Origin of the sequence: Streptomyces sp. NBC_00086, from assembly GCF_026343255.1 — a bacterium.
Lineage (GTDB): Bacteria > Actinomycetota > Actinomycetes > Streptomycetales > Streptomycetaceae > Streptomyces.
This window is the reverse complement of the sequence record NZ_JAPELZ010000001.1, coordinates 6,205,115-6,231,180: the sequence shown is the minus strand read 5'-3', so window position 1 is coordinate 6,231,180 and position 26,066 is coordinate 6,205,115. Positions and strand designations below refer to the sequence as shown.

The following is a 26,066-nucleotide window of genomic DNA, read 5'->3' as shown; positions in this document are numbered from 1 at the left end:
CCCCTACGGGTTCAGGCGCCGTGGAGGCGGTTCGCCGCTGCCACCGCGCGGAGCACCGCGGCGGCCTTGTTGCGGCACTCGGCGTCCTCCAGCTCGGGCACCGAGTCGGCGACGACCCCGGCGCCGGCCTGGACGTACGCCTTGCCGTCGCGCAGCAGCGCGGTGCGGATGGCGATGGCGGTGTCGGAGTCCCCGGCGAAGTCGAGGTAGCCGACGCAGCCGCCGTAGAGCCCGCGGCGGGTGGGCTCCAGCTCCTCGATGATCTGCATGGCGCGCGGCTTGGGCGCCCCGGACAGGGTGCCGGCCGGGAAGCAGGCGGTGAGCACGTCGAAGGCGGTCTTCCCCTCGGCGACCCGCCCGGTGACGGTGGAGACGATGTGCATGACGTGCGAGTACCGCTCGATGCTCATGAAGTCGACGACCTCCACCGATCCCGGCTCGCAGACCCGGCCGAGGTCGTTGCGGCCGAGGTCGACGAGCATGAGGTGCTCGGCGCGCTCCTTGGGGTCGGCCAGCAGCTCGTCGGCGAGCTCGTTGTCCTGCTGCGGGGTGGCGCCCCGGTGCCGGGTGCCGGCGATGGGGTGGACCATGGCCCGCCCGTCCTCGACCTTGACCAACGCCTCGGGGCTGGACCCGACGACGTCGAAGCCGTTCTCGAAGCGGAAGAGGTACATGTACGGGGACGGGTTGGTGGCCCGCAGCACCCGGTACACGTCGAGCGCGGAGGCGCTGCACGGGGTCTCGAACCGCTGCGAGGGCACCACCTGGAAGGCCTCTCCGGCCCGGATCCGCTCCTTCACGTCCTCCACGGCGGCCTGATACTTCTCGCCGCCCCACAGGGCCGAGTACTCCGGGAGTTCGGAGTCGGGCAGCGGCATCGGCGCGTAGGGGGCGGGCCGCGCGAGGTCGGCCTCCATGGCGTCGAGGCGCGCGACGGCGTCCGCGTACGCCTCGTCCACGCCCGCGGCGAGGTCGTTGTGGTTGATGGCGTTGGCGATGAGCTGGACGGTGCCGTCCCAGTGGTCCAGGACCGCCAGGTCGGAGGTGAGCAGCATCGTCAGCTCGGGGAGCTGCAGGTCGTCCTCGGTGTGCTCGCCGATGCGTTCCAGGCGGCGCACGATGTCGTAGCCGAGGTAGCCGACCATGCCGCCGGTGAAGGGCGGCATGCCGGAGGCCAGGTCCCGGGGGGTGTGCAGGGCCTCCACGGTCTGCCGCAGGGCCTCCAGGGGGTCGCCGGAGGTCGGGACGCCGACGGGCGGGGTGCCGATCCAGTGGGCCTCGCCGTCCCGGACGGTGAGGGTGGAGGCGCTGCGGACGCCGACGAAGGAGTAGCGCGACCAGGAGCGGCCGTTCTCGGCGGACTCCAGGAGGAATGTCCCGGGGCGTTCTGCGGCCAGCTTGCGGTAGAGCCCGACGGGCGTGTCCCCGTCCGCCAGCAGCTTGCGGCTGACGGGGATGACGCGGCGGTCGGCCGCGAGCTTGCGGAACGTCTCAAGATCCATGGCGTGGGACCTTACTTGTGATCGGCTTCGGCTATTCGGCTTCGGCGGTGGGGCCGGAGGGACCGGCCAGGGGGAGCACGTCGGCATCGAAACACGTCCGGGCACCGGTGTGGCAGGCCGCGCCGACCTGGTCCACCTGGACGAGCACGGTGTCGGCGTCGCAGTCGAGCGCGACGGACTTCACGTGCTGGAAGTGGCCGGAAGTGTCGCCCTTCACCCAGTACTCCTGACGGCTGCGCGACCAGTACGTGCAGCGGCCGGTGGTCAGGGTGCGGTGCAGGGCCTCGTCGTCCATCCAACCGAGCATGAGCACCTCACCGGTGTCGTACTGCTGGGCGATGGCCGGGACCAGACCGTCCGCGGCGCGCTTGAGGCGGGCGGCGATGGCGGGATCGAGGGAGGACGTACTCATGGGAGCCATTGTGCCGGGCCGGGGGGACGATCATGGATCCCTGTCCGCCTGATGGGCAGGCACCGGGCGGGTTCCGGCCGTAGGCTGGCCCGCATGTCTACCCATGCGAAGCGTGAACGACTGCTGCTGGCCGACCTGTTGGAGTCGGCGGGCCCGGAGGCGCCGACACTGTGCGACGGCTGGCGGACCCGGGAGCTCGCCGCGCACGTGGTGGTCCGGGAGCGTCGCCCGGACGCGGCGGGCGGACTGCTGCTGAACGTGCTGAAGGCGCGCCTGGACAAGGCGATGGAGGAGTACGGGGCCAAGCCGTACGAGGAACTCATCCAGCTGATCCGGACCGGCCCGCCGAAGATGTCCGTCTACTCGCTGAAGCAGATCGACGAGCTGGCGAACGCGGTGGAGTTCTACGTCCACTCCGAGGACGTCCGCCGGGCCCAGCCGGACTGGTCCCCGCGCGCCCTGGACCCGGTCTTCTCCGACTCCCTCTGGTCCCGCCTGGAGAAGCTCGCCCGGCTGACGGGCCGCCGCTCCCCCGTGGGCCTGGTCCTGCGCCGCCCGAACGGCCAGACGGCGGTGGCGCACAAGGGGGCGCCGGTGGTGACGGTGACGGGCGAGCCGGGAGAACTGACCCTGTTCTGCTTCGGCCGCCAGGACGCTGCCGCGGTGGAACTGGACGGCCCGAAGGAGGCCATCGCGAAGCTCACGGCGGCGCAGCTGGGCGTGTGATGCCTTCCTGACGCGGGACTCCGTCCGGCGGTGGGCGGGCGGCGGTGTCGCCCCTGCCGTCGCGGCTCGGGGCCCGGTGGGCGGGTGCGGCCGGGTCGGCCCTGCGGGGAGGGGACGGCCCCGCAGGGCTCAGGCCAGGGCGAGTTCCGCGCGGCGGACCGCGGGGGCCGAGGTGCCGACTATCGCGCCCGCCATGCTCACCGCCGCCCCGGCGAGGAAGACCGGGGTCACGCCCCACACATCGGCGGCGAAGCCGAAGACGGGGTAGGCCAGCGGGGCCAGGCCGACCGCCGTGAAGGCCATCACGGAGCTGACCCGCCCCAGGTAGGAGGGGTCCGTGGCCGTCTGGATGAGGGCGATGGCCAGGCCGCCGCAGATCCCGCAGACCAGCCCCGTCAGCACGGCCAGCCCCACCGCCACCGGCAGGTTCGGCGCCAGCACGAGGCCGCCGATGCCCGCCGAGCCGATGATCAGGGTGAGGTTCTGGATCGCCCCGGCCCGCGGGAACCTCGGGATCAGGGTCAGCACCAGCGCGCTCGACGCCGCGCCCAGGCCCATCCCGCCGATGATCCAGCCGACCCCGCCCGGCCCCCAGCCACGCTCTTCCGAGACCAGGATCAGCCCCAGCGTCATCGGCGCGGACGTGCCGAGCTGGCTCAGTGCTCCGGACAGGACCAGGGGCCCGATCAGCCCGTGCCGCCGGATGTAGGCGAGTCCCGAGCGGAGCTGCCCCCAGAGGCTCTCCCCGGGCGGGGGCGCCGAGCCGGGGTCCGGAGCCGGCAGCGGGGCGATCCGTACCGCGATCAGCAGTACCAGCGACACCCCGAACAGCGCCGAGGCCACCGCGAAGGCCGATGCCGGCCCGCCCAGCCCCATCGCCAGCCCCGCCACCGGCGGCCCGGCGGTGTGCCCGACGCGTTCGGCGAGGCTGCGCAGCCCCTGGACCCGTACCAGCTGCCCGGGCCCCGCGATCCGCGGCGGCAGCGCGCCGACGGCCGGCATGAACAGCGCGTCCACGATGCCGAAGACCAGCGCGACGAGCACCAGGACCCACAGGCCCGGGGAGCCGAGGGCCAGGACGAGCGCCAAGGCCAGGACGACGCCACACCTCACCGCGTCGGAGGAGATGACCACGAGCCGGGGCCCGAAGCGGTCGGCGATCACCCCGCCGCCCAGCATGAGCAGGGCCCTCGGTATCGCGCCGACCGCCATCACCAGGCCGACCTCGGCCGGGCCGGCCGTCTGGGCGGCCGCCCAGCCGAGGGCGAGGAAGTAGACCCCGTCCCCGACGAGCGAAGCCCCGTAGGCGGCCAGCCAGCGCAGGACATTGGCGTCCCGCCAGACGTTCCCGTTCACTGCGAGCCCCCCACGGGCGAAAGCCGGCCTCAGCGGACCGGGTGGCCCGCTTCCCTCAGCGCGTCCTTGACCTGGCCGATGCGCAGGTCTCCGAAGTGGAACACCGACGCCGCGAGCACCGCGTCGGCGCCCGCCGCGATCGCCGGCGGGAAGTGCGCGAGCTTGCCCGCGCCGCCCGAGGCGATCACCGGGACCGTGACGTGCTTGCGCACGGCCGCGATCATCTCGGTGTCGTAGCCGTCCTTGGTACCGTCCGCGTCCATCGAGTTCAACAGGATTTCCCCGGCGCCCAGCTCGGCCGCCCGGTGCGCCCACTCGACGGCGTCGATGCCGGCGCTCTGCCGGCCGCCGTGGGTGGTCACCTCGAAGGAACCGGAGGCGGTGCGGCGGGCGTCGACCGACAGGACGAGCACCTGACGGCCGAAGCGCTCGGCGATCTCCTGGATGAGCTCGGGCCGGGCGATGGCGGCGGTGTTGACGCCGACCTTGTCGGCGCCGGCCCGCAGCAGCTTGTCCACGTCGTCGGCGGTGCGGACGCCGCCGCCCACGGTCAGCGGGATGAAGACCTGCTCGGCGGTGCGGCGCACCACGTCGTAGGTGGTCTCCCGGTTCCCGGAGGACGCGGTGATGTCGAGGAAGGTCAGCTCGTCGGCGCCTTCGGCGTCGTAGAGCTTGGCCATCTCGACCGGGTCGCCGGCGTCGCGCAGGTTCTGGAAGTTGACGCCCTTGACCACGCGGCCGTTGTCCACGTCCAGGCAGGGGATCACCCGTACGGCGAGGGTCATGCCGAGCCTCCCGCGACGGGGCCGAAGGCCTCGACCTCCACCTCGACGACCATGCTCGGGTCCACGAACCCGTTGACGATGATCAGCGTCGAGGCGGGGCGGATCTTGTCGAAGAGCTCGCTGTGGGCGCGGCCGACCTCGTCCACGTCACGGGCGTGCGTGAGGTAGAGCCGGGTGCGGACCACGTGCTCGGGGCCGAGCCCGGCCTGCTCCAGCGCCTTGAAGGCCACGCTGAAGGCCTTCTTGGTCTGGTCGTACGGGCCGCCCGCGTCGGCCCCGGTGCAGCCGGAGACCAGGACCAGCCCATGGGGGAGCTGGACGGCGCGGGAGTAGCCGAGTACGTCCTCGTAGGCGCCGCCGGAGGAGATGCGTCGGACGTCGGAACTGTTCGCGGAACCGTTCTCGGAACTCATGCGGAGACCACCTTCAGGGCTTCTTCGAGCGTGAACGCCTTGGCGTACAGGGCCTTGCCTACGATGGCGCCCTCGACGCCGGCCCCGACGAGCCCGGCCAGTGCGCGCAGGTCGTCGAGGGAGGAGATGCCGCCGGAGGCCACGACGGGCCGGTCGGTGGCGGCGCAGACGTTCTTCAGCAGCTCCAGGTTGGGGCCGGTGAGGGTGCCGTCCTTGCCGATGTCGGTGACGACGTAGCGGGCGCAGCCCTCGGAGTCCAGGCGCGCGAGGGTCTCGTAGAGGTCCCCGCCCTCGCTGGTCCAGCCGCGGCCCTTGAGGGTGGTGCCGCGTACGTCGAGGCCGACGGCGATCTTGTCGCCGTGCTCGGCGATGGCCTTGGCGGCCCACTCGGGGGTCTCCAGGGCGGCGGTGCCGAGGTTGACGCGGGTGCAGCCGGTGGCGAGGGCCGCGGCGAGCGAGGCGTCGTCGCGGATGCCGCCGGACAGCTCGACCTTGATGTCCATGGCGCCGGTGATCTCGGCGACGAGCGCGCGGTTGTCACCGGTGCCGAAGGCGGCGTCCAGGTCGACCAGGTGCAGCCATTCGGCGCCGGCGGACTGCCAGGCGAGGGCGGCCTGGAGCGGGGAGCCGTAGGAGGTCTCGCTGCCGGAGACGCCGTGCACGAGGCGGACGGCCTGGCCGTCGCGGACGTCGACGGCGGGGAGCAGTTCGAGCTTCTTCGACGTCGTCATCACAGGGTCTCGATCCAGTTGGTGAGGAGCTGGGCGCCGGCGTCCCCGGACTTCTCGGGGTGGAACTGGGTGGCCCACAGGGCCCCGTTCTCCACCGCCGCGACGAACCGCTCGCCGTGCGTGGCCCAGGTGACCTTGGGGGCCTTGATCAGCGGGTTGGTGACTTCCAGCGACCAGTCGTGGGCCGCGTAGGAGTGCACGAAGTAGAAGCGGGCGTCCTCGTCCAGGCCGGCGAAGGCCTGGCTGTCGGTCGGCGCGTCCACGGTGTTCCAGCCCATGTGGGGGACGATCGGGGCCTGGAGCGGGCCGACCGTGCCGGGCCACTCGTCCAGTCCCTCGGTCTCCACGCCGTGCTCGATGCCGCGCTCGAAGAGGATCTGCATGCCGACGCAGATGCCCATGACCGGGCGGCCGCCGGAGAGCCGGCGGCCGATGATCCAGTCGCCGCGCGCGTCCTTGAGCCCCTGCATGCAGGCGGAGAAGGCGCCGACACCGGGGACGAGGAGTCCGTCGGCGTCCATGGCCTTGTCGTAGTCGCGGGTGATCTCCACGTCCGCGCCGGCGCGCGCGAGGGCGCGCTCGGCGGAGCGGACGTTGCCGAAGCCGTAGTCGAAGACCACGACCTTCTTGGTGGGGCTGACTGCGCTCATTCCCAAATTCCCTGGATCCGCAGGACTCCGGCGACCAGGCACATCACGGAGCCGATGGCGAGCAGGGCGATGACCGAGGCGGGCATCTCCTGCTTCTTGAAGGAGTAGACGCCTCCGGCCAGGAACAGGCCGAGGACGATCAGGATCGTGTTGAGCCCGTTCACGCTAGAGGGCGCCCTTCGTGGAGGGCAGGATCCCGGCGGCGCGCGGGTCGAACTCGGCGGCGTAGCGCAGGGCCCGGGCCAGCGCCTTGAACTGGCACTCCACGATGTGGTGGGCGTTGCGGCCGTACGGCACGTGGATGTGCAGGGCGATCTGGGCCTGCGCGACGAAGGACTCGAAGATGTGCCGGGTCATCGTCGTGTCGTACGAGCCGATCATCGGCGCCATGTTCTCGGGCTCGGTGTGCACGAGGTACGGGCGGCCCGACAGGTCGACGGTCACCTGGGCGAGGGACTCGTCGAGCGGCACGGTGCAGTTGCCGAAGCGGTAGATGCCGACCTTGTCGCCGAGGGCCTGCTTGAAGGCGGCGCCGAGCGCCAGCGCGCTGTCCTCGATGGTGTGGTGGCTGTCGATGTGCAGGTCGCCCTCGGTCTTGACCGTGAGGTCGAAGAGGCCGTGGCGGCCGAGCTGGTCGAGCATGTGGTCGTAGAAGCCCACGCCCGTCGAGACGTCGACCTTGCCCGTGCCGTCGAGGTTTATCTCGACGAGGACCGAGGTCTCCTTCGTGGTCCGTTCGACCCGTCCGATGCGGCTCATGCGTGCTGCTCCTTCTTCAGTGCGCGAACCGCTTCCAGGAACGCGTCGTTCTCGGCCGGGGTGCCCGCGGTGACCCGCAGCCATCCCGGCACGCCGTTGTCCCGGACCAGGACGCCCTGGTCGAGGATGTTCTGCCAGGCGGTGTGGGAGTTTTCGAACCGGCCGAACTGTACGAAGTTCGAGTCGGAGTCGGTGACCTCGAAGCCGATGCCCCGCAGCTCGGTGACCAGGCGGTCGCGCTCGGCCTTGAGCTGCTCGACGTAGCCGAGCAGGGTGTCGGTGAATTCCAGGGCGGCCAGCGCGGTCGCCTGGGTGACGGCCGACAGGTGGTACGGCAGGCGTACGAGCTGTACGGCGTCGACCACGGCCGGGTGCGCGGCCAGGTAGCCCAGGCGCAGGCCCGCGGCGCCGAAGGCCTTGGACATGGTCCGGGAGACCACCAGGTTCGGGCGGCCCTCGATCAGCGGCAGCAGCGAGTCCCGGTGGCTGAACTCCACGTAGGCCTCGTCCACGACGACCAGGCTGGGCCCGGCCGCCTGCGCGGCCTCGTAGAGGGCCAGGACCGTCTCCGCCCCGACCGCGGTGCCCGTGGGGTTGTTGGGCGAGGTGATGAAGACGACGTTGGGCGCGTGCTCGGCGATCGCCCGCTCGGCCGTCTCCACGTCGATGGTGAAGTCCTCGTTGCGCGGGCCCGAGATCCAGTCGGTCCCGGTGCCGCGCGCGATCAGCGCGTGCATCGAGTACGAGGGCTCGAAGCCGATCGCGGTGCGGCCGGGTCCGCCGAAGGTCTGCAGCAGCTGCTGGAGGACCTCGTTGGAGCCGTTGGCGGCCCAGACGTTCTCCCGCGCGACCGGGTGCTTGCCGGTGCGGGTGAGGTAGGCGGCCAGCTCGGTGCGCAGCTCGACGGCGTCCCGGTCGGGGTACCGGTTGAGGGTGCGGGCGGCCTCGGCGACCCGCTCGGCGATGCGGCTGACCAGTGCCTCGGGTAGCCCGTACGGGTTCTCGTTGGTGTTGAGCTGGACGGGCACGTCCAGCTGCGGGGCGCCGTACGGGGTCTTGCCGCGCAGCTCGTCCCGGATGGGGAGGTCGTCGATGCCGATGACGGCCGCGCCGTCCGCGCTGTCAGTGGTGCGGGTCATGCCTGGGGAACCTTCCACCCGAATCGTGCCTTCAGAGCCGCGCCGTGCGCGGGCAGGTCCTCGGCCTCGGCCAGGGTCACCACGTGGTGGGTGACCTCGGCGAGGGCGTCGCGCGTGTAGTCGACGATGTGGATGCCGCGCAGGAAGGACTGCACGGACAGGCCCGAGGAGTGGCAGGCGCAGCCGCCGGTGGGCAGCACGTGGTTGGAGCCGGCGCAGTAGTCGCCGAGCGAGACCGGGGACCAGGGGCCGACGAAGATCGCGCCGGCGTTGCGCACGCGGGCGGCCCAGGCGGCCGCGTCGGCGGTCTGGATCTCCAGGTGCTCGGCGCCGTACGCGTCGACGACCTTGAGGCCGTCCTCCAGGCTGTCGACCAGCACGATCGCGGACTGGCGGCCGGCCAGCGCGGGCTTGATCCGGTCCTCGATGTGCTTGGTGGCCGCGACCTGCGGTTCCAGCTCCTTCTCGACGGCGGCCGCGAGCTCCGCGGAGTCCGTGACGAGGACGGCGGCGGCCAGCGGGTCGTGCTCGGCCTGGCTGATGAGGTCGGCGGCGACGTGCACCGGGTCGGCCGTGGAGTCGGCGAGGACCGCGATCTCGGTCGGGCCGGCCTCGGTGTCGATGCCGATCTTGCCGGTGAAGTAGCGCTTGGCGGCGGCGACCCAGATGTTGCCGGGGCCGGTGACCATGTTCGCGGGGGCGCACTCCTCGGTGCCGTACGCGAACATCGCGACGGCCTGGGCCCCGCCGACCGCGTACACCTCGTCGACACCGAGCAGCGCGCACGCGGCGAGGATCGTCGGGTGCGGCAGCCCGTCGAAGTCGACCTGCGGCGGGGACGCGAGCGCGATGGACTCGACGCCCGCCTCCTGGGCCGGGACGACGTTCATGACGACGGAGGAGGGGTACACCGAGCGGCCGCCCGGGGCGTACAGCCCCACGCGCTCCACCGGAACCCACTTCTCGGTCACCGTGCCGCCGGGGACCACCTGGGTGGTGTGCTCGGACCGGCGCTGGCTGCGGTGCACGATCCGGGCGCGCCGGATCGACTCCTCCAGGGCGGCGCGGACGGCCGGGTCGAGCTCGTCGAGAGCGGTCTTGAGCGCCTCGGCGGGCACCCTGACCTGCTCCAGCTCGACACCGTCGAACTTCTGCGCGTACTCGATCAGCGCCGCCGTTCCACGATGGTGGACGTCCTCGCAGATGGGCCGCACCTTCTCCAGGGCGGCTTCTACGTCGAACTCGGCACGGGGCAGCAGATCGCGCAGGGCGCCACCCTCGGGGAGGGTGTCGCCGCGCAGGTCGATACGAGAGATCACCTGCCAATTCTCTCAGACCGCTTCGCGCCGCCGTTCGTCCGTATCACTGGCTGATACAGGCCACGGACGTTTCCCGATGTCACGGAGGCCCTCTAGCGTGCAGTTGCGCGCGGCTCGTCCGCGCGTTCAAGCGGGAGGGGCCGCGCGGCGGAGTCCGTGCGTACGAGCGGAGGGGGGCCGCCATGGCCGAAGCACGACCGAACGGGGAACCGGCCGATCTCACCGGCCCCGAGCGGCTCATGTGGGACGCGTACCGGACCGGCAGCGTCTGCGATCTCAGCGCCCGCACCGCCGAGCGGGACGATCCGCACGCCGACCGGGTCTGGGGCCCCGAGCGCAGCGTCCGCGCGGCGGTGGTGGCACTCCTGCTGCTCCACGGGCCGGGCCCGGTGCCGGGCCGGGTGGCCTCCCTGAAGCTGCGCGGCGTGCGGATCACCGGCCGCCTCGACCTCTCCGGTGGCACGGTCACCCCGTACGTGGAGCTCCAGTCCTGCCGCTTCGACGGCGAGGTGCAGCTCTCGGAGACCCGCTTCGGCACGCTGCGCCTGGTCAACTGCGCGATACCCCGGCTGGAGGCGGCCCGCCTGCAGACGGAGGGCGACCTGCACCTGCCGCGCTGCCGGGTGGCGCGCGGGATCCGGCTCACGGACGCGCAGATCGGCACCGACCTGCTGATCAGCGAGGCGGTGGTGCAGCGCGACGCCAAGGGGCGGGCACTGGCCGCCGACGGGATGTCGGTGGCGCAGGACTTCCAGGGCGAGCTGCTGCAGACCTACGGGGAGGTGAGCCTGCGCGGCGCCACGGTCGGCGTGTCGATGAGCCTGCGCGGGGCCCGCCTGAGCAACCCGGCCGGCAAGCGGGCGCTGAACGCCCCGCAGCTCACCGTCGAGCGCACCCTCTACCTCACCTCCATCGCCCTGGACTACACCTCGGGCGACCCCGGTTCAGCCACTCCCCCCTACGGGCAGGGCCACACCCCGCTGCGGGGCGAGCCCGCGCAGCACTTCGAGTGCGTGGGCGGCCTGCGGCTGGACGACGGCCGCTTCGGGGACGCCGTGGACTTCTACGGGGCCCGGTTCACCCTCACGGAGGACCAGGAGGTCGCGCTGCGCCGCATCCACACCCCGGAGCTGCGGTTCGTGGGCGAGCGGCCGGAGCGGGGCCGGGTGGTGCTGTCGGGCTCGCGGGTGGTCAAGCTCGTGGACACGGCCGCCAGCTGGCCGGCCCGCCCGGGCCGGCTGTCCATCGAGGGCTTCGCCTACGAGAACCTGGCGCCCCGGGGCCTCTTCCCGCCGGCCCGCCGGCTGGAGTGGGTCGAGGCGGCCACCCCCGAGTACTCCCCGGAACCGTACGAGCGGCTCGCCGCGGTCCTGCGGGCCTCCGGGGAGGACGCGGACGCCCGCGAGGTGCTGGTGGCCAAACAGCGGCGCCGGCGGGCCACGCTGCCGCCGGCGCTGCGCGCGTGGGGGTACCTCCAGGACTGGACGGTGGTCTACGGCTACCGGCCGGGGCGGGCGGCGCTGTGGATGGCCGTGCTGTGGGCGGCCGGGGCCGTGCTCTTCGAGGTGCACGGCGAGCCGCCGCCGCTCAAGGCGCAGGAGCACCCGGACTGGAACTCCGTGCTGTTCGCCCTGGACCTGCTGCTCCCGGTGATCGACCTGGGCCAGCAGGACCAGTGGATTCTGCGGGGCGGCTGGCAGTGGGGCACGGCCGCCCTGGTCATCCTCGGCTGGATCCTGGCGACGACGGTGGCGGCGGGCGCTTCCCGCGTCCTGAGGCGGGGATAACGATCCCCGGGCCACGGCCACTACCCTGTGCCTCGTGACCACCGTTCGCCTGCCCCTCTTCCCGCTGAACTCGGTGCTGTTCCCGGGACTCGTGCTCCCGCTGAACATCTTCGAGGAGCGTTATCGCGCCATGATGCGCGAGCTGCTGAAGGCGGGAGAGGACGAGCCCCGCCGTTTCGCGGTCGTCGCGATCCGCGACGGCCGGGAAGTCGCCCCGACCGCGCCCGGCCTGCCCGACCAGACGGCCGTGCCCGAGCGCGGGCCGGCCGCCGGTTTCGGCGCGGACCCGGTCCAGGCCTTCCACCGGGTGGGCTGCATCGCGGACGCGGCCTCGATCCGGGAGCGGGAGGACGGCAGCTTCGAGGTGATGGCGACCGGCACGGTCCGGGTCCGGCTGCTGTCGGTCGACGCCTCCGGCCCGTTCCTCGTGGCGGAGCTGGAGGAGCTCCCGGAGGACGCGGGCGACGGCGCGGGCGCGCTGGCCGAGGGCGTGCTGCGGGCGTTCCGCACGTACCAGAAGCGGCTGGCGGGAGCCCGCGAGCGGTCCCTGACCGGCATGGACCTCCCCGACGAGCCCTCGGTGGTCTCCTACCTGGTCGCGGCGGCCGCGGTGCTGGACATCCCGGCCAAGCAGCGCCTGCTCCAGGCCCCGGACACGGCGACCCGCCTCGCGGAGGAGCTGAAGCTGCTGCGCGCCGAGACGGCCGTCATCCGCCATCTCCCCTCGCTCCCGGCCGTGGACCTCACGCGCGCGCCGACGAGCCCCAACTGACGAAGGACCCATGGCGAAGAAGAAGCCGGCGGGCACTCCGGCGATCGTGGCCCTGACGGCGGCCGGCGCCGATTTCACCGTGCACGCCTACGAGCACGACCCCGCCCACCCGTCCTACGGCGAGGAGGCGGCCCAGGCCCTCGGGGTCTCCCCCGCGCAGGTCTTCAAGACGCTGCTGGCGGACGTGGACGGCTCCCTGGTGGTCGCGGTGGTCCCGGTCTCGGGCAGCCTCGACCTGAAGGCCCTGGCCGCCGCGGTGGGCGGCAAGCGCGCGGCGATGGCCGATCCGGCCCTGGCGGAACGCACCACGGGCTACGTCCTGGGCGGCATCTCCCCGCTGGGCCAGCGCAAGCGCCTGCGCACGGTCCTGGACGCCTCGGCCTCCGGCTTCCCCACGATCTGCGTCTCGGCGGGCCGCCGCGGCCTGGAGGTCGAGCTCCCGGCGGCCACCCTCACCACCCTGACCGCGGCCACCCTGGCCCCGATCGCCCGCGCGTAACGCCGGCGGGGCCGGATGCATCCAGCCCCGCCGGCGTTTGAGGCGATCTTTTCCGGGTCCGGGCAGAGCCCGGGGAACGGCGGAAGGGCGGGTAGGGGACTTCGCCCCGCAGGGCCCGCCCGTCCCGGCCGGGGCTACGGCCGCGGGGGCTCCGTACCGGACGGGTCCGACGACGGGGACGAGGCCGGGGAGACGGCGGAATCGACGGGGGCCTGGTAATACGCCGAAGGCCACATCGCGAGCTCCGGCGCCGGATCCCGCGTACCCCACAGGGCCGTCAGGCCCAGGTGGACGACGACCGCGGCCATCGGCCAGCCGAGCAGCGCCCCGTGCGCGAGCAACTCCAGCGGGGCCTCGAAGGGGACCCCCTTGCCCGCCTTGCGGGCGGCCGCCACCAGGTCGGAGGACGGGCCCAGCCACAGGCCCACGCGCCAGCCGACCAGCGCGGCGAAGACCGACCCGACCGCGAGCCCGACCACCTGCGCCGCACCCCCGCTCCGGCGCCACAGGAACACCGCCAGCGCGCTCAGCACGCCGAATCCCACCGACAGCAGCAGGAAGGTCGCGTCGGACCCGATGCGGGCCTCGCTCTCGGTGTCCCGCAGGAACACGGCCTCGCCGTTGGAGACGTACTGCACGCGCGGTGCGAGCCAGACCCACAGCAGTCCGAGGAGCACACCGGCCACGCCGATCACGAGGGCGATGGCGGCCCCGTCGCGGATGTCGGACGGGGAGAAGGCGGGCTCGGACGCGGGCGCGGGCGGAGCCGAAGGCGCTTCCGACGGCGGCTGGTCGGGCTTGTCATAAGGGGTCACGGCTTCGGTCACTCCCACATCGTGCCAGGAAGTGTTTGATTTAACGATCGGCGCCGGCGGGCGTCAGCGGACCGCTGCCCGCCGATAGGCCCAGGTCGCGACGGCGAGGGACAGCACCCCCACCCCCGCGCACACGCCGAGGTCGAGGAGGACCGCCGCCCAGTCGGGGTGCGGCTCGAAGGTGCGGGCGAAGGCTTCCACTCCGTACGTGGACGGCAGCAGGTCCCGCGCCCAGACGATGACGTCCGGCATCCGCTCGGGCGGCAGCACGCCCAGCAGCAGGGCCGCGGACATGCCGAGCTGTCCGGCGAGGGTGGCCAGCTCCTGCCGGGGGGCCAGCAGGCCCAGCGCCGCGCCGAGCCCGGCGAGGGCGGCGCCGGCCAGCGGCACCACGGCGGCCAGGATCCACAGGCCGCCCATCGGCAGCCCGAACAGCACGCTGCCGAAGACGGCCGTCACCAGCGTGCCGGGCAGCGTGAAGGAGGCGTACGCGGCGGCCGCGCCCAGCACCACGGACGCGGGCGGCACCGGCAGGGTGGCGTAGTGGTCGAGCCCGCCGCTGGCCCGGAGCTGCCCGAAGTACTGCGCGAGCAGGTTCAGCGCGACGAAGGCGACGACCAGCACGGAGGAACCGGCGACGACGGCCCGCGCCTCGGAGCCCCCGTCGACCACGCCCCGCATCAGGATCATGATCCCGACGGACTGGAAGGTGGCCACGAACAGCAGCGGGATCCGCGAGACCCGCGCGCGGGACAGCTGGGCCCGGTAGACGGCGGCCAGCGCCGGGAAGAACCGGGCGCGGGGTGCCAGCGGCGCGGTGGCGAGCTGTCGGACCGCGTTCGGCGAGGCGGCGCCCTGCCCGGAGGTCGCGGGTGAGGTGGCGGTGGCGGTCAGCACGCCGTTGGTGGGCGTGCCGACCATCGACGCGGCCCCGATCGGCGCGACAGCGCCTGCCGGACGATCGCTCACGACTTCACCAGCCCTTTCATCTTCCCGCCCAGCGCGAGGTACACGTCCTCCAGGCTCGGCGTGGCCAGCGTGAAATCGTCGAGGGCGGCGAAGGCCGGGCCGCCGGTCACCGCGGCCACGGCGGCCCGCGCCTCGTCGGGCCCGAGTCGCAGCACCCAGCGCCGCCCCGTCTCCACTGCGAGCTCGCGCAGCTCCGCGACCTCGGGAAAACCCAGCGGAGCGGACTCGCGCCAGACCAGTTCGAGCCGGACCTCGCCGGACACCCTGGCCTTGAGCCCGCCCGGGGTGTCGCAGGCGATGACCCGGCCCTGGTCGATGACGGCGACCCGGTCGAGGACGGTCTCGGCCTCGATGACGTTGTGGGTGACCAGCAGCACGGTGGCGCCGGTCTCGGCGCGGCGCCGGTCGACGGCTGCCCAGACGGCCCGCCGGGCCACCGGGTCCATGCCGGTCGTGGGCTCGTCGAGCACCAGGACGGGCCGCTCCCCCACCAGTGCGGCGGCGAAGCACGCGAGGCGCCGCTGCCCGCCGGACAGCTTCTTCAGGGGGCGGCCGGCGATCCCGGTGAGCCCGAGTTCTTCCAGTACGGAGTCCCGTGCGGTCCGCGCCTCGCGCAGGCCGAGGCCCCGCAGCCGGCCGGTCGTCTCGGCGGCCAGCGAGACCGTGAGCTCGTCGAGGGCGGTGGATTCCTGGCCGAGGTAGGAGAGCAGCCGGGCCGACCGGTCGGGGTGGCGCACGAGGTCGTGGCCGAGCAGGGTCACCGAGCCGGAGTCGGGCCGCAGCAGGCCGGTGAGCTGGCGGACCAGGGTCGATTTGCCGGCGCCGTTGGGGCCGAGCAGCCCGAAGATCTCGCCGCGCCGCACGTCCAGGGAGATCCCGTCGGTGGCACGGGTCTCGGGCAGGGCCGGGGCCCCGCGCCGTCCACGTACCGCGGGATAGGTCTTGACCAGGTCGCGTACCGCGCAGACCACGTCGGGAGCCGGTCCCGCGGCCCCTGCCGTGTCCGTATCCGCCTGTGCTGTCCCCGTACTCACGAGGGAGCAGCCTACGGGGTTCTGGCCCCTACTCGGCTGCCGGGGCCGCCGGGGCCACCGCGACGGGGGCGCCGACGGGGGCCGGTCCGGCCGGCGATCCGGCGCCGGCCACGTGTTCCGCGGCCGCCCGCACGTCGATCTCGCGCCAGAAGCCGGCCCTGATGGCGTAGCGGTCGTGCTCGTCGATCTGGTCGTCCTTGTGCGCGAGGAGTCCGAACCGGGCGGCGTAGCGCAGCAGCTCGCCGTCGATCCGGTGCGGGATGCGCGGGTACATGGTGGCGAGCTTCTGGAGGTGCACGGTCTCCGGGAGCCGTTCCATCCAGCGCCGGGCGAAGACCTGGCCGACCTCGAAGGGGTCGCCGCCGACGGTGGTGATGTCCTCCTCGCGGTCCGCCCAGCGCTGCTCGGCGGAGGTGAGCTGGGCGAGGGTGGGCAGCGAGGCGGTCTCGGCGGGCTCGCCGAGCGGTCCGCCGCGGTCGATCCACCCCTTGTCGGAGGACCACCGCAGGGCGCTGCCGGCCGGGGCGGCCCCGAGGGCCGGGCCGGGCCCGGGGGCGGGCGCGGCGGTGCCGGGGGCGCGCAGGGCGCCCGCGAGGTCCTTCGGGGTCGGGACGGTCTTGCCGTTGGCGGTGGTGGCCCCGGCGGTGGCCGCCACGCCGCCCTCCTCGGGCTCCACGGGGGCCGGGGGCCGGGTTCCGTTGCCGTTGCCGCGGGCGGCTTCGGCGAGGGCGGCTTCGGGCAGCGGTGCGGAGAGGATGGCGGCGATCTCGGGGCGCGGGGCCGGCGCCGGGGCGCAGAGTCCGGTGAGGTCGCGGGCGCGGACGGCGCGGGTGATCCAGGTGCGGTCCAGGACGCGGCGTTCGTCGGCTTCGGCGACGAGGTCCTCGGACTGGTTGTAGTCGCCGTCGGCGGCTTGGACGGCCCACAGGTGGACGGCGACCCCGTGTTCCTTGGCGGACATCAGGCCGGGCAGCAGGTCGCCGTCGCCGGTGACGAGTACGACGTCCGAGCAGGCCCGGTTGCGGGCGAGCTCGGTGAGCTCGGCGTGCATGGCCGCGTCGACGCCCTTCTGGGCCCAGCGGCCGTCGCTGCGGGTCAGGGCGCCGAGGCGGACGGTGACGCGGGGCATGACGCGCAGTCGCCGGTGCTCGGGCTGGGGCACCCGGTCGGGTGCGCCGTCGAACCAGTAGATCCGCAGGAGCGGCTGCTCGGTGTCGGCTTCGGCGCGTTCGCGCAGGCCCTGGATGAGCGCCGCATGGTCGACGGTGATCCGGGAGCGGGACGGTTCTCCTGCGAGGAGGCTCGCGGCGGCGCCCAGCAGGTAGCCGGCGTCCACCAGGACGACGCAGCGGTCCACGCGTACCACCCTCTTCTTCCCTGGGGGTCCTCTGTGTCTTTCGCGGTTTCCCCGAGTCTGCCCGACGGCAACGGCCTTGACGGCCGGAACTCGATCATCGGCGTGGCGTATCTCTCAGAGTTCCCCGACAGGAGCCCCGACTACGCGCGGTAATGATCCAAAATGCGCCGTTTACGGCGCTGTGTGAGTGTGAAGGCGGCCCTGGCCCCTACACCCCCCACGGAGGCATTCCATGGCCAAGAACAAGAACCGCCAGCAGCCTGCCAAGTCACAGGACCGCTCGGCCGCACAGGATCCGGCGAAGACCTCGATGGAATCCTCGCCCCCGGCCTCCGCCCCGGCGGCCCCGAGTCCGCTGCAGATGGCCGGCAAGAAGAGGGAAAAGAAGTTCGGCCACAACTGACGACTCCCCGCGTACACCGGAAGGCCCGCCCCCGTCGACAGGGGCGGGCCTTCCGGCGTGCGGAGCGGGCAGCGCGTGGGCGGAAAGGGACTGGTCAGCCGGCCAGGCAGGAGGGGCCGAGCAGCACCTTGAGGTCGCCGAAGAGCGCCGGGTCGGGCTTGACCCGGTGCTTGTCGAGCCGGAGCACGGTGGTGGTGCGCGGCCCCTGGAGCTTGATCCGCACCTCGCTGTTGCCCTGGTGGTGGCGCAGGATCTCGCCGAGCCGGGTCACCATCGGCGGGGTGACCTTGACGGTCGGGATGGTGAGGACGACGGGGGCGTTGGTGCCGGCGTTGGAGAGGTCGGGGACCATCATCTCCATGGCGACCAGCCGGGGGACGTCCTCGCGCTTGTCCAGGCGTCCCTTGACGAAGACGACGGTGTCCTCGACCAGCTGGGTGGAGACGAGCTGGTAGGTCGCGGGGAAGAACATGCATTCGATGGAGCCGGCCAGGTCCTCGACGGTGGCGATGGCCCAGGCGTTGCCCTGCTTGGTCATCTTGCGCTGGAGGCCCGAGATGATGCCGCCGATGGTGACGACCGCGCCGTCGCCGTGCTCGCCGCCGGTGAGCTGGGAGATGCCGGCGTCGGTCTTGTCGGAGAGCACGTGCTCCAGGCCGAAGAGCGGGTGGTCGGAGACGTAGAGCCCGAGCATCTCGCGCTCCTGGGCGAGCAGGTAGGCCTTCTCCCACTCGACGTCGGAGAACTCCACGTCGAGGCCGAACCCGGGCTCGTCGCTCGCGCCCTCGTCGCCCATTCCGCCGAAGAGGTCGAACTGGCCCTCGGCCTCCTTGCGCTTGACGGCGACCACGTTGTCGATCATCGGTTCGTGGTGGGCGACCAGGCCCTTGCGGGTGTGGCCCATCTCGTCGAAGGCCCCGGCCTTGATCAGGGACTCGACGGTGCGCTTGTTGCAGACGACCGCTTCGACCTTGTCGAGGAAGTCGGGGAAGGTGGAGTACTTCCCCTTGGCCTTCCTGCTCTTGATGATCGACTCGACGACGTTGGTGCCGACGTTGCGCACGGCGGTGAGGCCGAAGAGGATCACGTCGTCGCCCTGGGCGGCGAAGTTCGCCTCCGACTCGTTCACGTTCGGCGGGAGCACCTTGATGCCCATCCGGCGGCACTCGTTCAGGTAGATCGCGGACTTGTCCTTGTCGTCCTTGACCGAGGTGAGCAGGCCCGCCATGTACTCGGCCGGGAAATTGGCCTTGAGGTAGGCGGTCCAGTAGGAGACCAGGCCGTACGCGGCGGAGTGGGCCTTGTTGAAGGCGTAGCCGGCGAAGGGGACCAGGACGTCCCACAGCGCCTTGATCGCCTGGTCGCTGAAGCCCTTCTCCTTGGCGCCGGCCTCGAAGATGACGAAGTTCTTCGCCAGTTCGTCGGGCTTCTTCTTGCCCATCACGCGGCGCAGGATGTCGGCCTCGCCGAGCGAGTAGCCGGCGATGATCTGGGCGGCCTTCTGGACCTGCTCCTGGTACACGATGAGGCCGTAGGTGACGCCGAGGATCTCCCTGAGCGGCTCCTCCAGCTCCGGGTGGATCGGGGTGATCTCCTGCTGCTTGTTCTTGCGCAGGGCGTAGTTCGTGTGCGAGTTCATGCCCATCGGGCCCGGCCGGTACAGGGCCGAGACGGCGGAGATGTCCTCGAAGTTGTCGGGCTTCATCAGGCGCAGCAGGGAGCGCATGGGCCCGCCGTCGAACTGGAACACGCCGAGGGTGTCGCCGCGGCCGAGCAGTTCGAAGGTCTTGGGGTCGTCGAGCGGCAGGCCGAGGAGATCGAGGTCGATCCCCTTGTTGGCCTTCACCATCTTGACGGCGTCGTCCATGATCGTGAGGTTGCGCAGGCCCAGGAAGTCCATCTTGATCAGGCCGAGCGACTCGCACTGGGGGTAGTCCCACTGCGTGATGGTCACGCCGTCCGTGTGCCGGACCCAGACCGGCGCGTGGTCGACGATCGGCTCGCTGGACATGATCACGCCGGCGGCGTGCACGCCCATCTGGCGGACCAGGCCCTCGACGCCGCGGGCGGTGTCGATGACCTTCTTGACGTCAGGCTCGTTCTCGTACATCGCCCGGATCTCGCCGGCCTCACCGTAGCGCGGGTGCGAGGGGTCGGTGATGCCGTTGAGGTCGATGCCCTTGCCGAGGACGTCGGCGGGCATGGCCTTGGTGAGCCGGTCGCCCATGGCGTACGGGTAGCCGAGGACTCGCGCCGAGTCCTTGATGGCGTTCTTCGCCTTGATCTTTCCGTACGTGCCGATCATGGCGACCTTGTCGTCGCCGTACTTGTCGGTCACGTACCGGATCACTTCGACGCGCCTGCGCTCGTCGAAGTCGATGTCGACATCGGGCATGGAGACGCGCTCGGGGTTCAGGAAGCGCTCGAAGATCAGGCCGTGGGTGATCGGGTCGAGGTCGGTGATGCCCATGGCGTACGCGACGATCGAGCCGGCGGCGGAGCCTCGGCCGGGGCCGACCGCGATGCCCTGCTTCTTGGCCCACATGATGAAGTCGGCGACGACGAGGAAGTAGCCCGGGAACCCCATCTGGATGATGACGTCCAGCTCGTACTCGGCCTGCTTCTGCCGGTCGTCGGGGACGCCTCCGGGGTAGCGGCGGGCCATGCCGCGCCGCACTTCCTCCTTGAACCAGGTGACCTCGGTGAAGCCCTCTTCCGGGATCTCGAACTTCGGCATGAGGTTCTTGGCCTCGAACATGCCGGTGGTGTCGATCTGCTCGGCGACCAGGAGGGTGTTGCGGCAGCCCTCCTGCCAGGCGTCCGAGGAGTCGACGGCGTACATCTCCTCCGTGGACTTCAGGTAGTAGCCGGTGCCGTCGAAGCGGAAGCGGTCCGGGTCGGAGAGGTTCTTGCCGGTCTGGATGCACAGCAGGGCGTCGTGCGCGGCCGACTCGTGGGCGTACGTGTAGTGCGAGTCGTTCGTCACCAGCGGCGGGATGCCGAGCTTCTTGCCGACCTCCAGGAGCCCGTCGCGGACCCGGCGCTCGATCTCGATGCCGTGGTCCATCAGCTCCAGGAAGTAGCGGTCCTTGCCGAAGATGTCCTGGTACTCGGAGGCGGCCTTCAGGGCCTCGTCGAACTGGCCGAGGCGCAGCCTGGTCTGCAGCTCGCCGGAGGGGCAGCCGGTGGAGGCGATCAGGCCCTCCGACCACTGGCTGATGGTCTCCTTGTCCATGCGCGGCCACTTCGTGAGCCAGCCCTCGGCGTACGCGTCGGAGGACAGCCGGAAGAGGTTGTGCAGGCCGGTGGAGTTCGCCGCCCAGATCGTCTTGTGGGTGTAACCACCGGAACCGGAGACGTCGTCGCGCTTCTGGTGGGGCTGGCCCCACTGGATGCGCCGCTTGTTTCGCCGGGACTCGGGGGCGACGTAGGCCTCGATGCCGATGATCGGCGTGACCCCGGCCTTCTTCGCCGTGTGGAAGAAGTCATACGCCCCGTGCAGGTTGCCGTGGTCGGACATGGCGATGTGCGTCATGCCCATCTCGTTGCACGCGTTGAACATGTCCTTCAGCCGCGCGGCACCGTCCAGCAGGGAGTACTGGGTGTGGACGTGCAGGTGCGTGAACGGCGTCTTGGTCACGGTGGGGGCCTCCGGGCGGGGAGAGAGGGGCGGCAGCTATGAATCCTACGTGGCCCGAGTGACAGTTCCCGGGCACCGACGGGTACCTTCGTCCGTTGCAGACCCAAGGACGCGTGTCCGCGGCGCCCGATCAAAAACGCCGATCCACCGCACCACCTGGAGGCACCCGCCATGGCGGTTCCCGAGACGACCGACGAGCAGCGCGCCGAGCAGATACTCGACGTGTTCGACATCGCCTTCGGCGAGCTGATCACCGCCGACCCCGCGGCCTTCCGGGTCAAGTTCCGCAAGATGGCGGCCTCGGCCTTCGCGTTCTACCGGGGCACGGCCTGCCTCTTCTACGCCGACCTGGAGCGCGAGCGGCACGGCGGCCCGTACCTGGACGAGCGCACCGGCCGGGTGTGGATCCACGGCGATCTGCACGCCGAGAACTTCGGCACCTACATGAACGCCCAGGGCCGGCTGGTCTTCAACGTCAACGACTTCGACGAGGCCTACGTCGGCCCCTTCACCTGGGACCTGAAGCGGTTCTCCGCCTCCGTCGCCCTGCTCGGCTACACCAAGGCGCTCAGCGACGACCAGATCAGCGAGCTGGTACGGATCTACGCGGCCGCCTACCGGGAGCGCATCCACGCGCTGGCGACGGGCGCCAAGAACGACGAGGTCCCCGCCTTCACCCTGGACACCGCCGAGGGTCCGCTGCTGGACGCCCTGCGCGACGCCCGCCGCCGCACCCGCTTCTCGCTCCTCGACTCGATGACCGAGATCCGTGACTTCGAGCGCCGCTTCTCCCCCGGCCCCGGGACCATCGAGCTGGACGCGGCCACCCGGTACAAGGTGCTCGCCGCCTTCGACGGGTACCTGGAGACCCTTCCCGACGAGTCCCTGGTCCGCCCGGACTCCTACCGGGTCAAGGACGTGGTGGGCCGCCGGGGCATCGGAATCGGCTCGGCGGGCCTGCCCTCGTACAACATCCTGCTGGAGGGGCACAGCGACGCCCTGGAGAACGACGTCGTGATCTACCTCAAGCAGGCGCAGACCCCGGCCGTGTCCCGCCACGTCACCGACCGCTCGGTGCGCGAGTACTTCCAGCACGAGGGGCACCGCACCGTGATCTCCCAGCGGGCCCTGCAGGCGCACGCCGACCCGTGGCTCGGCTGGACCGAGCTGGACGGGGCCGGGCAGCTGGTCGCGGAGGTCTCCCCGTACGCGGTGGACCTGGACTGGTCGGACCTGGACGACCCGGAGGAGATCGCGGCCGTGGTCGCCGACCTGGGCCGGGCGACGGCGACCATGCACGGCGCGGCGGACGCGCAGGAGAGCGGCCAGACGCTGGTCCCGTTCTCCACCGAGCGGGCCATCGACGCGGCCATCGCCGCCGACGAGGAGGGCTTCGCGGACCTGCTGGTGGACTTCGCGCACGCCTACGGCGCCCGGGCCCGGGCCGACCACCAGATCTTCGTGGACCTCTTCCGCAACGGCCGGATCCTGGCCTAGGCGGGGACCTTCGGCCCGTCCTCACAGGGACGCATGGCACACTCGCGACGATGGACATATCCGGGGTGGGACTCCGAGGGCTGCGGGCCGCGCTGTTCAGCGCGGTCGTCGTGCTGCTCTCGACGGGCTCGCACGTCCTGATGTCCCGGGTGCCGCTGCCTCCCGCCCTGGTGGGAGGGGCCTTCGTCGCGGTCTTCGCGATCGCCTTCGCCCTGGCCGGACGCGAGCGGGGCCTCGGTCACATCGCCGGGCTGCTCGTCCCCCTGGAACTGGCCGCCGACACCGTCCTGACCTCGGGCCAGCACCTTTGCTACGGCCCCGCGGGCGGCCCCGTCTCGGGTCCGCTGCGGGCCATGGGGCTGGCCGACTTCTGCGGCGGCAGCCCGGTGGGCGGGTCACTGGCCGAGGTGGGCGGGCCCGCCGACCCGGCCGCGCTGCTGGCCGCTCCCGGACCGTGGGCCCCCTGGCTGCTGCTGGGGGCGCACGTCTCGGTCGGACTGCTCGCCTCCCTGTGGCTGCACCGCGGGGAGCGGGCCCTCGGCCGGCTGCTGCGCGCCGCGTCCGCCTGCGCCTTCCGGCCGCTGCGGATGGCCTCGGCCCGTGCGGCGCGGATCCTGGCTCCGGTGCGGCGCTCGCCGCGGGCGGCGCTCGCGAGCACGGTGGCCCGTACCCGCTTCCCCGTGCACTCCGTGGGACGGCGGGGACCTCCTCGCGTACCCGGCGCGTTCGCTCGCGCCTGAGGTCCGAGGGCAGTCCCTCCAGTCCCCCCTGACAGCCGGCTCCACAGCGGAGCCACACCCCACGGAGAGAACGATGAGCGCACGCAACAGCCAGGCGAACAAGGCGGCGGCCCGCGAGAAGCTGCGCATCGAGCGCGAGCAGCAGGCCAAGAAGGCCAAGGTCCGCCGGCAGGTGTTCGTGGCGGGCGGCGTCGTGGCCGCCCTCGCCCTGGCCGGCGGCGTCGGTTACGCCGTCGTCCAGTCCAACAAGCCGAGCGCCTGGGAGAAGGCCGCCGACGCCCCCGTGGTCGCGCCGAAGAACACCTCGGGCGAGAACGGCACGACGGTGGTCATCGGCAAGGCCGACGCCAAGAAGACCCTGGAGCTCTACGAGGACGCGCGCTGCCCGGTCTGCGCGAGCTTCGAGCAGGCGGTCGGCCCGCAGGTCAAGAAGGACGTCGACGCCGGCAAGTACAAGATCCAGTTCATCGGGGCCACCTTCCTGGACAACGGCTTCCCCGGCAGCGGCTCCAAGAACGCCCTGAGCGCGCTGGGCGCGGCCCTCAACGTCAGCCCCGAGGCGTTCCTGGAGTACAAGACGGCCCTCTACTCCGCGGCGAACCACCCGGAGGAGAAGGACGACAAGTTCGCCAAGGACGCCTACCTGCTCCTCGTCGCGGACCAGGTCCCGGCGCTCAAGGGGAACGCCGAGTTCAAGAAGGCGCTCGACGAGGGCACCTACGACCGGTGGGCGCTGGAGATGTCGAAGACCTTCGACAAGAGCGGTGCGAAGGGCACGCCGACGCTGAAGATGGACGGCAAGAAGATCGACCCGCTGCCGCAGACGCCCGAGGCGTTCACGACGGCGATCGACAAGGCCATCGCCGGCTGAGGCTTTGAGGCTGGATCACCGACGGACGGGCGAACTCCCAGAGTTCGCCCGTCCGTTGCTTCCACGGGTCTGGTCCGGAGCGAATACCCGCCGGTAATATGATCATCCGTGACCAGTCAACTCTCCCCCTCCGCCCCGGAATCGGCCTCCCTGCCGGCTCCCCGCCGCCGTACGGTCGTCCTGGCCGCGGCGGCCACGGCGGCACTCGTCCCGATCGCCGCGCTGGGTGCCGAAGCCGCCCACGCCGCCACCGGTGAAGACACCCCCTCCTTCCTGCACGGCGTCGCCTCGGGCGACCCGCTCCCCGACGGGGTCCTGCTGTGGACCCGCGTCACCCCGACCGCCGCGGCCGTACCGGGCTCCGGCGCGGGCCCGGCCGTCGCGGTGGGCTGGGAGATCGCCGAGGACAAGGCCTTCTCCCGGATCGTCGCGAGCGGCTCCGTCACCGCGAGCGCCGCCTCCGACCACACCGTCAAGGCCGACGTACGGGGCCTGCGCCCGCAGACGGCCTACTGGTACCGGTTCACCGCCGGCGCCACCGTCTCCCCGGCCGGCCGCACCCGTACCGCCCCCGCCGTCACGACCGCGCCCGCCGGGATCCGCTTCGGCGTGGTCTCCTGCGCCAACTGGGAGGCCGGCTACTTCTCCGCGTACCGCCACCTGGCCGCGCGGGCCGATCTGGACGCCGTACTGCACCTGGGCGACTACATCTACGAGTACAAGAGCGGCGGTTACCCCGAGGCGAAGTACGTCGTACGGCAGCACGAGCCGCTGCACGAGATCCTCACCCTGGCCGACTACCGCACCCGGCACGGGAAGTACAAGACCGACCCCGACCTGCAGGCCCTGCACCAGGCCCACCCCGTCATCGCGATCTGGGACGACCACGAGATCGCCAACGACACCTGGGCCGGCGGCGCCGAGAACCACGATGCCGCCACCGAGGGCTCCTTCGCGGCCCGAGCGGCCGCCGCCCGCCAGGCGTACTTCGAGTGGATGCCGGTGCGCACCTCCACCGAGGGCACCGTCTACCGCCGGCTGCGCTTCGGCACCCTCGCCGACCTGCACCTGCTGGACCTGCGGACCTTCCGCTCGCAGCAGGCGGGCATCGGCAGCGGCGCGGTGGACGACCCGGAGCGCAGCATCACCGGGCGCGCCCAGCTGGACTGGCTGAAGGCCGGGCTGGCCGGCTCGCAGGCCACCTGGAAGCTGGTGGGCACCTCGGTGATGATCTCGCCGGTGGCCTTCGGCTCGCTGCCCGCGCACCTGCTGGCTCCCCTCGCCGAGCTGCTCGGCCTGCCCGCGGGCGGCCTCGCGATCAACGTGGACCAGTGGGACGGGTACACGGACGACCGCCGGGAGCTGCTGGGGCACCTGACGGACCGTTCCGTCCGCAACACCGTCTTCCTGACCGGTGACATCCACATGGCCTGGGCGAACGACGTCCCGGTGACGGCGGCCACCTACCCGTGGTCGCGGTCGGCGGGCGTGGAGTTCGTGGTGACCTCGGTGACCTCCGACAACATCGACGACCTGCTGCACGTACCGGCCGACACGGCCTCGCTGGTGGCCGAAACGGCCATCAAGGCCGCCAACCGGCACGTGAAGTGGCTGGACATGGACGCCCACGGCTACGGCGTGCTGGACGTGACGGCCGAGCGTTCGCAGATGGACTACTACGTGGTCTCGGACAAGCGGCGCCAGGACGCCACGGCCGCCTGGGCCCGCTCGTACCGCACGCTGAACGGGACCCAGAAGGTCGAGCGGGCGGACCGGCCGGTGCGCTGACGCACCGTCGGATTTCCCGTCCGGAGGGGCGCTTGGCGTAGACCAGGCGCCCCTTTGGCATCAGAAGCAACAAATCTTTTACGTAGAGCACTTGACCTGTTT

General features: G+C 72.0%; 25 protein-coding genes. 9 read left to right on the top strand and 16 right to left on the bottom strand.

What is annotated here, in order from left to right; all coding sequences use genetic code 11:
• Positions 1-11: 11 nt before the first annotated feature.
• Positions 12-1,502, bottom strand: a complete 1,491-nt coding sequence (locus OG276_RS28230) for an anthranilate synthase component I (protein WP_266909503.1) — start codon at positions 1,500-1,502, stop codon at positions 12-14.
• Positions 1,503-1,533: 31 nt separating this feature from the next.
• Positions 1,534-1,923 (bottom strand): phosphoribosyl-AMP cyclohydrolase, encoded by a 390-nt coding sequence (gene hisI / locus OG276_RS28225; RefSeq protein ID WP_266909502.1) that lies wholly within the window; start codon positions 1,921-1,923, stop codon positions 1,534-1,536.
• Between the two features lie 84 nt (positions 1,924-2,007).
• Here hisI and OG276_RS28220 point away from each other — a divergent pair, with 84 nt between their 5' ends.
• On the top strand, positions 2,008-2,640 hold the full coding sequence (locus OG276_RS28220) for a TIGR03085 family metal-binding protein (RefSeq protein ID WP_266909501.1): 633 nt from the start codon (positions 2,008-2,010) through the stop codon (positions 2,638-2,640).
• Between the two features lie 129 nt (positions 2,641-2,769).
• Here OG276_RS28220 and OG276_RS28215 read toward each other — a convergent pair whose 3' ends face one another.
• The 9 genes from OG276_RS28215 to hisD are packed head-to-tail and all read right to left on the bottom strand — an operon-like array spanning position 2,770 to position 9,792.
• Entirely contained in the window at positions 2,770-3,996 is a 1,227-nt protein-coding gene (locus tag OG276_RS28215) for an MFS transporter (RefSeq protein ID WP_266909500.1), read from the bottom strand.
• Between the two features lie 29 nt (positions 3,997-4,025).
• The gene (gene hisF / locus OG276_RS28210) at positions 4,026-4,781 is read right to left on the bottom strand and encodes an imidazole glycerol phosphate synthase subunit HisF (RefSeq protein ID WP_266909499.1); all 756 of its coding nucleotides are present in this window, start codon (positions 4,779-4,781) and stop codon (positions 4,026-4,028) included.
• Entirely contained in the window at positions 4,778-5,194 is a 417-nt protein-coding gene (locus OG276_RS28205; RefSeq protein WP_266909498.1) for a RidA family protein, read from the bottom strand. The genes hisF and OG276_RS28205 overlap by 4 nt, the downstream gene beginning before the upstream one ends.
• Positions 5,191-5,925 (bottom strand): bifunctional 1-(5-phosphoribosyl)-5-((5-phosphoribosylamino)methylideneamino)imidazole-4-carboxamide isomerase/phosphoribosylanthranilate isomerase PriA, encoded by a 735-nt coding sequence (gene priA / locus OG276_RS28200; RefSeq protein WP_266877054.1) that lies wholly within the window; start codon positions 5,923-5,925, stop codon positions 5,191-5,193. Before priA ends, OG276_RS28205 begins: the two co-directional genes overlap by 4 nt.
• Positions 5,925-6,575: an imidazole glycerol phosphate synthase subunit HisH gene (gene hisH, locus OG276_RS28195; RefSeq protein WP_266909497.1), complete on the bottom strand. Its 651-nt coding sequence runs from the start codon at positions 6,573-6,575 to the stop codon at positions 5,925-5,927. The genes priA and hisH overlap by 1 nt, the downstream gene beginning before the upstream one ends.
• Positions 6,572-6,739 carry a hypothetical protein gene (locus OG276_RS28190; RefSeq protein ID WP_266909496.1) on the bottom strand — a complete coding sequence of 56 codons (168 nt, stop codon included), beginning with the start codon at positions 6,737-6,739 and terminating at the stop codon, positions 6,572-6,574. The genes hisH and OG276_RS28190 overlap by 4 nt, the downstream gene beginning before the upstream one ends.
• Position 6,740: 1 nt before the next feature.
• Positions 6,741-7,334 carry an imidazoleglycerol-phosphate dehydratase HisB gene (gene hisB / locus OG276_RS28185; protein WP_215035049.1) on the bottom strand — a complete coding sequence of 198 codons (594 nt, stop codon included), beginning with the start codon at positions 7,332-7,334 and terminating at the stop codon, positions 6,741-6,743.
• Positions 7,331-8,473, bottom strand: coding sequence for a histidinol-phosphate transaminase (locus OG276_RS28180; RefSeq protein WP_266909495.1), 1,143 nt, complete (start codon positions 8,471-8,473; stop codon positions 7,331-7,333). Before OG276_RS28180 ends, hisB begins: the two co-directional genes overlap by 4 nt.
• Positions 8,470-9,792 (bottom strand): histidinol dehydrogenase, encoded by a 1,323-nt coding sequence (gene hisD, locus OG276_RS28175; RefSeq protein ID WP_266909494.1) that lies wholly within the window; start codon positions 9,790-9,792, stop codon positions 8,470-8,472. Before hisD ends, OG276_RS28180 begins: the two co-directional genes overlap by 4 nt.
• A gap of 182 nt (positions 9,793-9,974) precedes the next feature.
• Between hisD and OG276_RS28170 the strand changes: the two genes are divergently transcribed.
• Genes OG276_RS28170 through ybaK form a run of 3 tightly spaced genes read left to right on the top strand, consistent with a single transcriptional unit; the run spans position 9,975 to position 12,850 of the window.
• Positions 9,975-11,579, top strand: a complete 1,605-nt coding sequence (locus OG276_RS28170) for an oxidoreductase (protein ID WP_266909493.1) — start codon at positions 9,975-9,977, stop codon at positions 11,577-11,579.
• A 34-nt stretch (positions 11,580-11,613) separates the two neighbouring features.
• The gene (locus OG276_RS28165) at positions 11,614-12,351 is read left to right on the top strand and encodes an LON peptidase substrate-binding domain-containing protein (protein ID WP_266909492.1); all 738 of its coding nucleotides are present in this window, start codon (positions 11,614-11,616) and stop codon (positions 12,349-12,351) included.
• A gap of 10 nt (positions 12,352-12,361) precedes the next feature.
• Positions 12,362-12,850 (top strand): Cys-tRNA(Pro) deacylase, encoded by a 489-nt coding sequence (gene ybaK, locus OG276_RS28160; RefSeq protein WP_266909491.1) that lies wholly within the window; start codon positions 12,362-12,364, stop codon positions 12,848-12,850.
• A gap of 134 nt (positions 12,851-12,984) precedes the next feature.
• Here ybaK and OG276_RS28155 read toward each other — a convergent pair whose 3' ends face one another.
• The 4 genes from OG276_RS28155 to OG276_RS28140 form a co-directional block, all read right to left on the bottom strand.
• Positions 12,985-13,677 (bottom strand): hypothetical protein, encoded by a 693-nt coding sequence (locus tag OG276_RS28155; protein WP_266909490.1) that lies wholly within the window; start codon positions 13,675-13,677, stop codon positions 12,985-12,987.
• Positions 13,678-13,728: 51 nt separating this feature from the next.
• Entirely contained in the window at positions 13,729-14,634 is a 906-nt protein-coding gene (locus tag OG276_RS28150) for an ABC transporter permease (protein ID WP_266909489.1), read from the bottom strand.
• Entirely contained in the window at positions 14,631-15,605 is a 975-nt protein-coding gene (locus tag OG276_RS28145; RefSeq protein WP_266913170.1) for an ABC transporter ATP-binding protein, read from the bottom strand. Before OG276_RS28145 ends, OG276_RS28150 begins: the two co-directional genes overlap by 4 nt.
• Positions 15,606-15,696: 91 nt before the next feature.
• On the bottom strand, positions 15,697-17,034 hold the full coding sequence (locus OG276_RS28140; RefSeq protein ID WP_266909488.1) for an NYN domain-containing protein: 1,338 nt from the start codon (positions 17,032-17,034) through the stop codon (positions 15,697-15,699).
• Between the two features lie 223 nt (positions 17,035-17,257).
• Between OG276_RS28140 and OG276_RS28135 the strand changes: the two genes are divergently transcribed.
• On the top strand, positions 17,258-17,428 hold the full coding sequence (locus OG276_RS28135; protein WP_266909487.1) for a hypothetical protein: 171 nt from the start codon (positions 17,258-17,260) through the stop codon (positions 17,426-17,428).
• A 94-nt stretch (positions 17,429-17,522) separates the two neighbouring features.
• Here the strand turns inward: OG276_RS28135 and dnaE are convergent, their stop codons facing one another.
• Positions 17,523-21,068 (bottom strand): DNA polymerase III subunit alpha, encoded by a 3,546-nt coding sequence (gene dnaE / locus OG276_RS28130; RefSeq protein ID WP_266909486.1) that lies wholly within the window; start codon positions 21,066-21,068, stop codon positions 17,523-17,525.
• A gap of 171 nt (positions 21,069-21,239) precedes the next feature.
• Between dnaE and OG276_RS28125 the strand changes: the two genes are divergently transcribed.
• From OG276_RS28125 to OG276_RS28110, 4 genes are all read left to right on the top strand, one after another.
• Positions 21,240-22,565 (top strand): DUF2252 domain-containing protein, encoded by a 1,326-nt coding sequence (locus OG276_RS28125; protein ID WP_266909485.1) that lies wholly within the window; start codon positions 21,240-21,242, stop codon positions 22,563-22,565.
• Between the two features lie 50 nt (positions 22,566-22,615).
• The gene (locus tag OG276_RS28120; protein WP_266909484.1) at positions 22,616-23,305 is read left to right on the top strand and encodes a hypothetical protein; all 690 of its coding nucleotides are present in this window, start codon (positions 22,616-22,618) and stop codon (positions 23,303-23,305) included.
• A 73-nt stretch (positions 23,306-23,378) separates the two neighbouring features.
• Complete coding sequence (locus tag OG276_RS28115) at positions 23,379-24,176, top strand: DsbA family protein (RefSeq protein WP_266909483.1); 798 nt, start codon at positions 23,379-23,381, stop codon at positions 24,174-24,176.
• Positions 24,177-24,284: 108 nt separating this feature from the next.
• Positions 24,285-25,964: an alkaline phosphatase gene (locus OG276_RS28110; protein WP_266909482.1), complete on the top strand. Its 1,680-nt coding sequence runs from the start codon at positions 24,285-24,287 to the stop codon at positions 25,962-25,964.
• Positions 25,965-26,066: the final 102 nt, after the last annotated feature.

What these genes read in the sequence shown, in the direction of transcription:
- OG276_RS28230 (WP_266909503.1), bottom strand. Translation starts at nt 1,502, where the DNA reads ATGGATCTTGAGACGTTCCGCAAGCTCGCGGCCGACCGCCGCGTCATC.
- hisI (WP_266909502.1), bottom strand. Translation starts at nt 1,923, where the DNA reads ATGGCTCCCATGAGTACGTCCTCCCTCGATCCCGCCATCGCCGCCCGC.
- OG276_RS28220 (WP_266909501.1), top strand. Translation starts at nt 2,008, where the DNA reads ATGTCTACCCATGCGAAGCGTGAACGACTGCTGCTGGCCGACCTGTTG.
- hisF (WP_266909499.1), bottom strand. Translation starts at nt 4,781, where the DNA reads ATGACCCTCGCCGTACGGGTGATCCCCTGCCTGGACGTGGACAACGGC.
- OG276_RS28205 (WP_266909498.1), bottom strand. Translation starts at nt 5,194, where the DNA reads ATGAGTTCCGAGAACGGTTCCGCGAACAGTTCCGACGTCCGACGCATC.
- priA (WP_266877054.1), bottom strand. Translation starts at nt 5,925, where the DNA reads ATGACGACGTCGAAGAAGCTCGAACTGCTCCCCGCCGTCGACGTCCGC.
- hisH (WP_266909497.1), bottom strand. Translation starts at nt 6,575, where the DNA reads ATGAGCGCAGTCAGCCCCACCAAGAAGGTCGTGGTCTTCGACTACGGC.
- hisB (WP_215035049.1), bottom strand. Translation starts at nt 7,334, where the DNA reads ATGAGCCGCATCGGACGGGTCGAACGGACCACGAAGGAGACCTCGGTC.
- OG276_RS28180 (WP_266909495.1), bottom strand. Translation starts at nt 8,473, where the DNA reads ATGACCCGCACCACTGACAGCGCGGACGGCGCGGCCGTCATCGGCATC.
- OG276_RS28170 (WP_266909493.1), top strand. Translation starts at nt 9,975, where the DNA reads ATGGCCGAAGCACGACCGAACGGGGAACCGGCCGATCTCACCGGCCCC.
- ybaK (WP_266909491.1), top strand. Translation starts at nt 12,362, where the DNA reads ATGGCGAAGAAGAAGCCGGCGGGCACTCCGGCGATCGTGGCCCTGACG.
- OG276_RS28135 (WP_266909487.1), top strand. Translation starts at nt 17,258, where the DNA reads ATGGCCAAGAACAAGAACCGCCAGCAGCCTGCCAAGTCACAGGACCGC.
- OG276_RS28125 (WP_266909485.1), top strand. Translation starts at nt 21,240, where the DNA reads ATGGCGGTTCCCGAGACGACCGACGAGCAGCGCGCCGAGCAGATACTC.
- OG276_RS28120 (WP_266909484.1), top strand. Translation starts at nt 22,616, where the DNA reads ATGGACATATCCGGGGTGGGACTCCGAGGGCTGCGGGCCGCGCTGTTC.
- OG276_RS28115 (WP_266909483.1), top strand. Translation starts at nt 23,379, where the DNA reads ATGAGCGCACGCAACAGCCAGGCGAACAAGGCGGCGGCCCGCGAGAAG.